At 46.6% G+C, this 10,295-nt stretch carries 11 protein-coding genes; 8 read left to right on the top strand and 3 right to left on the bottom strand.

Annotated elements, in window-relative coordinates; all coding sequences use genetic code 11:
* Window positions 1-790: 790 nt before the first annotated feature.
* Entirely contained in the window at window positions 791-1,189 is a 399-nt protein-coding gene (locus BEL04_RS09890) for an RNA-binding S4 domain-containing protein (RefSeq protein ID WP_066002837.1), read from the bottom strand.
* 139 nt (window positions 1,190-1,328) lie between these two features.
* Between BEL04_RS09890 and BEL04_RS09885 the strand changes: the two genes are divergently transcribed.
* The 8 genes from BEL04_RS09885 to BEL04_RS09850 all read left to right on the top strand — a co-directional run bounded on the left by BEL04_RS09885 (window position 1,329) and on the right by BEL04_RS09850 (window position 8,961).
* On the top strand, window positions 1,329-2,144 hold the full coding sequence (locus BEL04_RS09885) for a 2,3,4,5-tetrahydropyridine-2,6-dicarboxylate N-succinyltransferase (protein WP_066002836.1): 816 nt from the start codon (window positions 1,329-1,331) through the stop codon (window positions 2,142-2,144).
* Window positions 2,145-2,291: 147 nt separating this feature from the next.
* Window positions 2,292-3,416, top strand: coding sequence for a glycosyltransferase family 1 protein (locus tag BEL04_RS09880; protein ID WP_066002835.1), 1,125 nt, complete (start codon window positions 2,292-2,294; stop codon window positions 3,414-3,416).
* On the top strand, window positions 3,409-3,975 hold the full coding sequence (locus BEL04_RS09875; RefSeq protein ID WP_066002834.1) for an L-threonylcarbamoyladenylate synthase: 567 nt from the start codon (window positions 3,409-3,411) through the stop codon (window positions 3,973-3,975). Before BEL04_RS09880 ends, BEL04_RS09875 begins: the two co-directional genes overlap by 8 nt.
* 89 nt (window positions 3,976-4,064) lie before the next feature.
* The gene (locus BEL04_RS09870; protein ID WP_066002825.1) at window positions 4,065-5,483 is read left to right on the top strand and encodes a CCA tRNA nucleotidyltransferase; all 1,419 of its coding nucleotides are present in this window, start codon (window positions 4,065-4,067) and stop codon (window positions 5,481-5,483) included.
* 35 nt (window positions 5,484-5,518) lie between these two features.
* Complete coding sequence (locus tag BEL04_RS09865) at window positions 5,519-6,175, top strand: hypothetical protein (RefSeq protein ID WP_066002824.1); 657 nt, start codon at window positions 5,519-5,521, stop codon at window positions 6,173-6,175.
* A gap of 101 nt (window positions 6,176-6,276) precedes the next feature.
* Window positions 6,277-7,182 (top strand): tRNA (adenosine(37)-N6)-dimethylallyltransferase MiaA, encoded by a 906-nt coding sequence (gene miaA / locus BEL04_RS09860; RefSeq protein ID WP_066002823.1) that lies wholly within the window; start codon window positions 6,277-6,279, stop codon window positions 7,180-7,182.
* Window positions 7,183-7,202: 20 nt separating this feature from the next.
* A complete protein-coding gene (gene rfaE2, locus BEL04_RS09855) occupies window positions 7,203-7,703 on the top strand; it encodes a D-glycero-beta-D-manno-heptose 1-phosphate adenylyltransferase (RefSeq protein WP_066002821.1) in 501 nt (166 codons plus the stop codon).
* 43 nt (window positions 7,704-7,746) lie between these two features.
* Window positions 7,747-8,961, top strand: coding sequence for an acyloxyacyl hydrolase (locus tag BEL04_RS09850; protein ID WP_175404042.1), 1,215 nt, complete (start codon window positions 7,747-7,749; stop codon window positions 8,959-8,961).
* 78 nt (window positions 8,962-9,039) lie between these two features.
* On the opposite strand, the gene BEL04_RS09845 is transcribed toward BEL04_RS09850, so the two are convergent.
* Both BEL04_RS09845 and BEL04_RS09840 read right to left on the bottom strand, forming a co-directional pair.
* Entirely contained in the window at window positions 9,040-9,513 is a 474-nt protein-coding gene (locus BEL04_RS09845) for a nucleoside deaminase (protein ID WP_066002817.1), read from the bottom strand.
* Between the two features lie 83 nt (window positions 9,514-9,596).
* Window positions 9,597-10,190, bottom strand: a complete 594-nt coding sequence (locus BEL04_RS09840) for an OmpH family outer membrane protein (RefSeq protein WP_066002814.1) — start codon at window positions 10,188-10,190, stop codon at window positions 9,597-9,599.
* Window positions 10,191-10,295 lie beyond the last annotated feature (105 nt).

The raw sequence follows: 10,295 nt of genomic DNA, 5'->3' as shown, positions 1-10,295 counted from the left end.
GATGGGGTGTAATGTACCCTATCCCTGAATTAATAACCATCAGAACATAGGTAATACAATAAACCGGTTCAAATTTTAAGTATGCATAAAGCAATGCATAGTTTTCGGAAATTACCCGAACCGGAATTTCTGGGTTGTGGTAATTTAATCAGGGGAATTAGGTTTAGTGAGCCGATTACAGTGAGGATAAAAATTACACCACTGAATTTTATTTTAGGCACCAGCGACCGGCCGCTCGCTGCAAAGTTTTTCTCCCTTGGATGAAAGAGGCTGAATGTTGATATATGGCTGTCGTTTACTGTTTTAAAATAAATATGATTTTGCGCCACCGTATGAACCCGGCTTTTCATTAAAAAAATATTGCCGACAGACGAAAGCAAAAAAACAATCAGGAGTATAGTTGCTTTTAAGCGCGTAACGATATCAATATCAAAATCAACCAAAATCAGGGGAAATATGGTAGTTAAAACTCTCGGCTTACTAAATGTTTAAAAGTTAACTGCTATTACTTTAACTCACTAAAAAACTAAATTGTTACTCATTAATTTTGTTTAGCGAGATTAATCACATTAACAAGTTAAATATAATATTAAGTCTTAAAACAGTTTGCAAAGTAGTAATTTAATTAATTTGAAAAGTATTTTTTTTGTAAAATTTATGTGTTAATCGCTGTGGCGATAACTTGTTCAATAATTCTTCAGTCTATAGGTAATTTAGCGTTATTTATTTGTTATATTGGTTAATATTGTTTCGATATCTGAATATTTATTACAGCCTGCGCCTGACGATTTCAACCCTCATCAAAAAAATCATTTTTCAACTCATCAATCTCACGACGGTCTTTTTTTGTGGGGCGGCCCGTGCCGCGATCACGTGTCAGTACAGGAGCATGAAACATAGATTTAAAGGCCGGGGTTTGCTCAACGGGGGTTACATCCTCATAAAAATTGACAGCTGTTTTAGCATCTACCCTGTTTTCGAGCAGCCCTGTTACTTTGATCATTCTGCGATCAGGGCCTTTGGCAACCTGGTATATTTCGTTGATGCGCACCTCGCGCGATGGTTTTACGTTAACGCCATCCAGCTTAACCCTCCCCGCCTTGCAGGCATCGGCGGCTAAAGTACGTGTTTTAAACACCCGGATGGCCCATAGATATTTGTCGATCCGCAATTTTTCCTTTTCAGCCATAACAAAGGCAAAATTATGTAAAAATTAAGGTAACGAGAGCTTTTCGATGCCCTGATATCAATTTTTACTATCTTCGCCTTTCAAAATTACCAGGCGGATTTTTTGCCCGGTAAATCAAAATTTGTATAAACAGACTCCGATGCAAGATCTAAAAAAACTAATTGAAGATGCCTGGGTTGACCGAGCCCTACTTGATTTTAAAGAATACACTAACGCTATAGAAACCGTTATTGAACGTTTAGACAAAGGCGAACTGCGCGTTGCCGAACGTATCGGTACCCGCTGGCATGTTAACGACTGGGTGAAAAAGGCCGTTATCCTGTACTTCCCGACCCGTGAGATGGAAGAGATAAAAACCGGGCCGTTTGTGTTTCACGATAAGATGAAACTGAAAACCAATTACAAGCAATTGGGTGTGCGCGTGGTACCTCACGGTATTGCACGCTACGGTGCGTTTTTGGCTAAAGGCGTGATCATGATGCCATCGTATGTAAATATCGGCGCTTATGTTGACGAGGGTACCATGGTTGATACCTGGGCAACTGTTGGCAGCTGTGCGCAGATTGGCAAGCATGTGCATTTGAGCGGTGGTGTGGGCATTGGCGGCGTTCTGGAGCCTGTGCAAGGCGCCCCGGTCATTATCGAGGACAACTGCTTTATCGGTTCGCGCGCTATTGTGGTTGAAGGCGTTCATTTGGAAGAAGAAGTGGTTTTAGGCGCTAACGTGGTATTAACCGCCTCGACCAAGATCATCGACGTTACCGGCGAAAAACCTGTTGAATATAAGAGCTTTGTACCGGCGCGTTCGGTGGTGATACCGGGTTCGTACACCAAAAAGTTCCATGCAGGTGAATACCAGGTGCCTTGTGCATTGATCATCGGTAAACGTAAAGAATCGACAGATAAAAAAACATCGCTGAACGATGCGCTGCGTGATAATAATGTAGCGGTATAACGGATGTTTAAATGTTGCAACGTTGAAAGGTTGTGATGTCGTTTTATTGAGAATTTTGCGAAAGGTTTTAAGGTTGTACTAACTTTAAAACCTTTTAACGTTAAACATTTCAACCTTAAAACATTCCAACTTTACAACAATAACCAAATGAGGGTAGGATACGAAGCCAAAAGAGCATTTTTAAACAGCACCGGGCTGGGTAATTACAGCCGGGGGCTCATCAGGATGATGGCTTTAAACTATCCGCAAAACGAATACTTTTTATATACGCCGAAGATAAAGCCCAACAAAGCTTTTGAGTTTTTGTCGGCGATAAAGCAGGTGGAGACCAAAACGCCAAAGAGCGGTTATTTTACCTCACTTTGGCGGAGCAGGGGCGTGGTGTTTGATTTGAAGCGCGACCATATTGAGTTGTACCACGGGTTGAGCCATGAACTGCCGATCGGTATCAGCGACAGCGGCATTAAATCGGTAGTGACGATACACGACCTGATATTTATGCGCTACCCGCAGTATTTTGGTTTGGTGAGCCGCAAGATATACGCCGCTAAGATCAGATATGCCTGTAAACATGCCGACCGTATCATCGCGGTAAGCGAAAAAACCAAAGCCGATTTGGTGCAACTGATGAACGTGCACCCCGAAATGATTGAAGTATTGTACCAGGGCTGTGATGAAAGTTTTTATGCCAGGCAGGACGAAGCTAAATTGGCAGAAGTCAGATCGACGTATAAGCTGCCCGAAAGGTACATTCTGAACGTAGGTACCATCGAACCGCGTAAAAACCTGCTTTTATTAGCCAAAGCTCTGCTGTATCTGCCCAGGGATACGCAATTGGTGGTAGTCGGTAAAAAGGCCAAATACTTTGAGCTGGTGAATAAATATGTGGTTGAGCATAAATTGGCCGCGCAGGTTTTGTTTTTGGATAAAGTGGCTTTCGCCGATCTGCCTGCAATTTACCAGCAGGCGCAGCTGTTTGTTTACCCATCGCGGTACGAGGGTTTCGGGATACCTGTACTGGAGGCTTTGGTATCGGGTGTGCCGGTGGTAGCGGCAAAAGGCTCGTGCCTGGAAGAAGCGGGCGGACCCGATAGTTTATATTGCGACCCGGATGACGAGACCGACCTGACCGAGAAGATACGCCAGGTTTTGGATAACGCCTCGCTGCAGCAAAAAATGATAGAAAAAGGATTGGCCTACTCGCGCAGGTTTGACGAGCAAAAGCTGGCCGCCCAATTGATGAACATTTATAACAACGTTTTACATGCTTAAGGAAGAAGTAGCCAAAGCGCTGAAAGTGCTGCAGGACGGCGGAATAATTTTGTACCCTACAGATACCATTTGGGGCATAGGCTGCGATGCCGGCAACGAAGAAGCGGTGAAGAAAATATACGCGCTGAAGCAGCGTGAAGAATCAAAAAGCATGATCATACTGCTGGAGAACGATAACCAGTTGCAAAGCTATGTGAACGAAGTACCCGATATTGCTTACGACCTGATTGAATACACCGAAAACCCTTTGACGCTGGTGATGCCCGGCGCTAAAAACCTGGCCAAGAATCTGATAGCGGCAGATGGCAGCATTGGTATACGGGTAACCAAACACGAGTTTTCGCGGCAGCTGATACAGCGCTTGCGCAGGCCGCTGGTATCTACTTCGGCTAACATCAGCGGGCAGCCATCGCCCAAAAATTTTAACGGCGTGAGCCAGGAGATTATTGACGGCGTGGATTATGTGGTTGACCTGGAGCAGCATGACCTGACGGAAAAACGCCCCTCGACCATTATGCGGCTGGAGCCGGACGGGCGGTTTGAATTTTTGCGCAGGTAATATCTACATTCCGTTTTTACCGCAAAGGCATATTGTTTAACTTTGCCGTTCAACTAATACACAGGTTTTACTGTGCCCGCATTTACCCAATGATACAACACCTGCAGCATCCTGTATTTAAGATCGTTTCGGCTATAGCCGAAAAACAGGGCGTTGAGGCCTACGCCATCGGTGGTTTTGTGCGCGATCTGTACCTCAGCCGCCCGTCGAAAGATATCGATATCGTGGTGTTGGGTAACGGCATCGCTTTTGCCGAGGCTGTTGGTGCCAAGCTAAGGGTGCAGGTATCGGTATTCAAAAATTTCGGTACAGCCATGCTCAAGTACCAGGATTTGGAGATTGAGTTTGTAGGCGCCCGGAAGGAATCGTACCGGGCCGATTCGCGCAAGCCGATTGTAGAGAATGGTACGCTGGAAGATGACCAGAAGCGCCGCGATTTTACCATCAATGCCCTGGCGATTGCTTTGCACCCGGCGCAATACGGCGAGCTGATCGACCCGTTTGGCGGGATACAGGATATCGCTGGTAAACTCATCCGCACACCGCTTGACCCGGCTGAAACTTTTTCGGACGACCCGCTGCGCATTATGCGGGCCATCAGGTTTGCTTCGCAGCTCAATTTCGAGATCGACCCGGCGGCTATCGAAGCTATTAAAACTACTGCCGAAAGGATCAGGATCGTATCGCAGGAGCGGATAACGGATGAATTGAACAAGATCATCCTGTCGCCCAAACCCAGCGTTGGGTTTAAGTTGTTGTTCGACACCGGTTTGCTGAAGATCATCTTCCCGCAGATGCAAAACCTGTACGGTGTTGAGATCGTCAAAGGCAAGGGCCATAAGGATAACTTTTACCATACCCTGCAGGTATTGGATAACCTGAGCGAAACCAGCGACGATTTGTGGCTGCGCTGGGCGGCCATTCTGCACGATATTGCCAAGCCTGCCACCAAACGCTTTGAGCCCGGCCACGGCTGGACGTTTCATGGGCATGAGGATAAAGGTGCGCGCATGGTGCCCAGGATATTCGCACAGCTTAAGCTTCCGTTAAACGAGAAGATGAAGTTTGTGCAAAAGCTGGTACAGCTGCACCTGCGGCCCATCGTGCTCTCACAGGAAATTATTACCGATTCGGCCGTGAGGCGTTTGCTGTTTGAGGCCGGCGACGATATCGAGGCGCTGATGTTGTTGTGTAAAGCAGACATCACCACCAAAAACGAGTACAAAATAAAAAAATACCGTAATAATTTTGAGCTGGTGCAGCAAAAGCTGAAAGATGTTGAAGAGCGCGACCGCATACGCAACTGGCAGCCCCCGGTTACCGGTTTGGATATTATGGAGCTTTTTGGCATCCCCGAAGGCCGTGAGGTGGGTATTATCAAAAACCAGATACGCGAAGCGATACTCGATGGGCATATCGGTAACGACCGGGACGCGGCAATTGCTTACACTATTGCCAAAGGCGAAGAGATTGGCTTAAAAGTTGTGGCAAACAGAAAATCAGATTAAAACATTATTTTTGGAATATAAAATTTACTCTACTAATGGCAGTTTACAGGTTTAAGATTTCTTTTGAGGATTATGATGATGTAACACGGGAGGTTGATATCAAATCGACCCATACGTTTGAAGATCTGCATAGGGCAATCCATTTATCTACAGGTTATAAACCCGAATATTCATCATCGTTTTACATCAGCAACGACCAATGGATAAAAGGGCAGGAAATTGCCTATATGCCTAACCAGCGTAAAATTGACCGTGGTGTTGCCCTGATGGAGAATTCGAAACTGAGCGCTTTTATCGATGATCCGCACCAAAAGTTTTACTACACGTTTAACTTCGACCGCCCGTTTGATTTTCACGTCGAACTGATCAAAATACTGGATGACGCGCCGGGGATTACCTACCCGCATGTTGTTAAAAGTACCGGTGAAGCGCCAAAGCAATTCGGCAACGTGTTTACCCCGACTGCCACCTCTTCGTCGGCAGCAGAAGATGATTTCGATTTTTTGAATGAAATGGAAATTGTGCCCGAGGATACATCCGAACTTGAAAGCATGCTTGATGCCGAAGAGGTTGACGATACCGAAAAAGGCCACGATGACGAGCACGGAAGCGATGAGGAAGAAGACGAATTTGGCGATGAATTTGCCGATAACGAGCACTACGATGACGGTAACGAAAGGGACGATTATTAGTCGATAGACCATGGACCATAGTTTGTAAAAGGAAATGCAATACTATGGTCTATTGACCATCGACTCAAAATGCAATAACCATGGTCTATGGACCATTGACTATGGACCAAAAACAAAAAACACTCATCGTTATCGCCGGCCCTACCGCTGTGGGTAAAACTGCTTTGGCAATTGAGTTGGCGAAGCATTATCAAACCGAGATCGTTTCAGCGGATTCGCGACAGTTTTTTCGCGAGATGAATATTGGTACTGCCAAACCAACGGATGATGAACTGGCTGAGGCTAAACATTGGTTCGTCAATTCGCACACGGTTACCGAAGATTATAACGTTGGTGATTTTGAGCAGGACGGTTTGCGCGCTCTGGATGAGATATTCGCTACGCACGATATGGCGATTCTGGCAGGCGGCTCGGGCCTGTACATCAAAGCCATTTGCGAGGGTTTCGACGATCTGCCATCCACCAATAAGTTCATCCGCGCCGAGCTCAATACTACCATCGAGGAAAAAGGCCTGGCCTTTTTGCAGGAAGAACTCAAAACTGCCGACCCGGTTTACTACGCCCAGGTGGATATCAATAACCCGCACCGGGTTATCCGCGCGCTGGAAGTGATCCGCGAAACGGGCAAACCTTTTTCATTATTCCGCACAGCAAACGTACGGCACCGGAGTTTCCATATCGTCAAGATAGCGCTCAATTTGCCCCGCGAGGTATTGTACGATCGCATCAACCAGCGGGTAGATTTGATGATGGAACAAGGCCTGTTGAAAGAAGTAACCTCGCTTTTGCCCTACCGGGACTATAATGCTTTGAATACGGTAGGCTACAGCGAATTGTTCGACTATCTGGATGGACAAAGCGATCTGCCGACAGCCATAGCCCTCATCAAACAAAACACCCGCCGTTTTGCCAAAAGGCAGATCACCTGGTTTAACCGCGACAAGGATTTTACCTGGTTTGAGCCGGGGCAGGTGGATGAGATTATTAAGCATATTGATCTTAGCTAAATTTTGCCATTTTTGTGCCGATGAAACCAACCGCGCAGCAAATACTCCAAAATAAACTATATACCCTCGATCAGCTTGTTGCTCAAAGGCAGCAATGGAAAGCTGAAGGCCTGAAAGTGGTTTTTACGAATGGTGTGTTCGACCTGTTACACATCGGCCACCTGTCGTATCTTTCGGCCGCCGCCGACCTGGGCGATAAGCTGATCATCGGCCTCAACTCGGATGCTTCGACTAAAAGGTTGAAAGGCCCCACACGCCCGGTGAACGCCGAGTACAGCCGCTCAGTGATGCTGGCTTCCATCTTTTTTATCGATGCCGTGGTGTTGTTTGAGGAAGATACGCCGATCATCCCGATCACGACCCTGCTGCCCGATATCCTGGTAAAAGGTGGCGATTATGCCATCGACCAGATTGTGGGTGCACCCGAAGTATTGGCCAATGGCGGCGAGGTAAAGGTGATCGACTTTGTAGACGGCTATTCGTCGACCGGGATCATCAACCGCATCAGGGATGCTAAATAAGCCGTGTAAAAACACGGAGGTACTTTTTACGTTTATACAAAATATGGTAAAAAACTACGCACTGCTCCTGTTCTCGGTATTGGTACTTACCGGCGCAACATTTGCACAAAGCAATAAAAACAGCATCGAGTTATCGGCCTTTACCGGGCTGAGTATTTTTAGCGCCGAAGGCAATACCCTGGGCGGCAAACCTTATGGTCTGGAAGCCGCTTATCATATCAATATGGCCGATAACCAGGCCGATTGGGTAAAAGGGCTCAATATCCGCGACGTCAGCATTGCCCTTTCGTACCGCAATATGGAGAATATCTATCTCACCAAAAGAGCTAATACAACCGGTATTTTGGGCGACTACATCGGCGCCGTGAGCCGCATCAGCGTGGTAATGGCTAAGGCCGGCCGTACCGAGTTCTTGCTGGTGCCGGGCTTTGGCTTCGGCTACGCTACCGAAACCTATTATACCGACGAGCGCAATATCCTCGTAGGCAGCCATATCAATTTTACGGCGCAGATAGGGGCCAAGGTACTTACACCAGTTGGCTCGTCGGCGCGTTTGATCGGCGGTTTCGATCTTTATCATTACTCCAACGCGGCATTCAAAAACCCGAACGACGGTATCAATTCCGTAAACTTTTCGCTGGGGATCGATCACGATATCAGTGCCGACGCACCGAAAACATCGCAACATCCTTTTAAAAACTACGAAAAACATTCTTTCGAGTTTGGGATAGGCATCGGCCGCCGTGGTTTGGTACAAACAGGCGGCGGGCTCGACCCGGCGCTATATCCGCAAAATGTGGCCTATCAGCGTACTGCTACTTCCGATCTGTACCAGTCGGGCTTATATCTCGGCTATAATTATCGGGCAAACCCCGTTTTAAGCCTGCGGGTGGGGCTGGATGCCGACTACTATTACCGCACTATCGACACAGTGAGCAATATCCATCATTTTTATGCCACTTACCAGGAACTGGGCAGCAGTTACGACAGGATACGCATAGGCGCGAGCGTGGGCGCCGAATTGTGGATGGGTAAGTTATCGTTCCCTGTAAACTTCGGGCATTATATTCACTACAACTATTTTGTGCCGACCTACGATCATACCTATCAGCCACCTGCATTTTACTGGAGCTTTGGCGCCCGCTACTACCTGGCGCCATGGGTAGCTTTGGAAGCCAAACAATACCTGCACCGCACCCAGGCCGATTTTGCCAACTTCGGGCTGGTATTTAAGCTGCACCATGGGAAGGTGGATTGATTTCGGATTTATTTGATTTTTAATTTGGAATCGTCCGCGGCTCAAAAAGTTTCCGGCTTTTAATTTTCTGCCTGCAGCTCAATAATGCGTTTTCGTTTCCGAAGTTTGCCAGAGCTTAAAAGCGCGCTGGGCTTCATCGCGCAATAGCTGCACAACCGGTATCTTACGATCCTTCATTTCGCAGGCTATTTCATCGTAGATGAATTTATCATCAAAACCAATAGTGGCGGCGTCTATCTTATCGTTGGCGTAATAGATCTTATCGAGGTGCGCCCAGTAAATGGCGCTCAGGCACATAGGGCAGGGTTCGCAACTGGTGTATATTTCGCAACCTTCCAGGTTAAAGGTTTGCAGCTCTTTACAAGCCAGGCGTATAGCCGATACTTCGGCATGGGCGGTAGGGTCGTTATCGGGCACTACGCGGTTGCCGCTGCGGGCTATCACCATACCATCTTTTACAATCACGGCGCCAAACGGGCCACCGTGGTTGTTCTTTACATTATATTCGGATAGCTCGATGGCCATCCGCATAAATTTTTCGTGGTTACTCATAGTTATTATTTGAATATCTAAAATAAAAAACCTCCCTGAAAGGATCAGGAAGGTTCTGAAAAATATTTATATCCTGCTGCGGGTTACTTTTTATCTTTTGCGTAAGCTTCGTTAAGGCGTTTAACCACATCGGCGGTAACATCTAAACTTGGGTCGCCATATAATACAGTAGGGTTTGCTTTGCTGAAGGTAAGTACCAGTTTGTAACCTTTTTCTTTGGCATAAGCTTTGGTAAAGTCGGCAATTTTATCATATAGCTTATTGTTTTCGCCGGCTTGCTCGTTTTGCAGCTGTGCACTGGCGTTTTCTTTATAAGCCTGTAACTCGTCGTTTTTGCGTTTGAGGCGTTGCTCGGTTTGTGCACGCTGGTCGGCGCTCAGGGTATTCATGGTTTTTTGGTACTCAACCACCTCACGCTGAAAGGCTTCGCCTTTGCTTTGCAGATCGGCCTGTGCTGCCTTGCCCTTATCCTGTAAACGGGTACTCATATCTTTAAAGTATTCGTACTTGTTAAGCAGGGTATCAGAGTTTACATATACTATTTCGGCTTTCTCGGGCGTGGCTGTTGCCGGAGCGCTTGTTTTGGTATCGGTTTTAGGTTGGTTACATGCTGTAATGCCGGCTGCAACAGCCACTACCACAGCTAATTTGGTGAAATTTGAAACTGATTTAATCATTGTGAAAACTAAAAATTTTGACAAAGATAAACTTTCGCGCCAAGTATCCTAATGTTTTGTAAAAGGTGTTAACCACAGGTCAGTTTTTATCCACAATGGCCTTAA

The organism is Mucilaginibacter sp. PPCGB 2223, assembly GCF_001705515.1.
Classification (GTDB): domain Bacteria; phylum Bacteroidota; class Bacteroidia; order Sphingobacteriales; family Sphingobacteriaceae; genus Mucilaginibacter.
The sequence above is the reverse complement of the archived record's forward strand: the minus strand, read 5'-3'. Positions and strand labels throughout refer to the sequence as shown.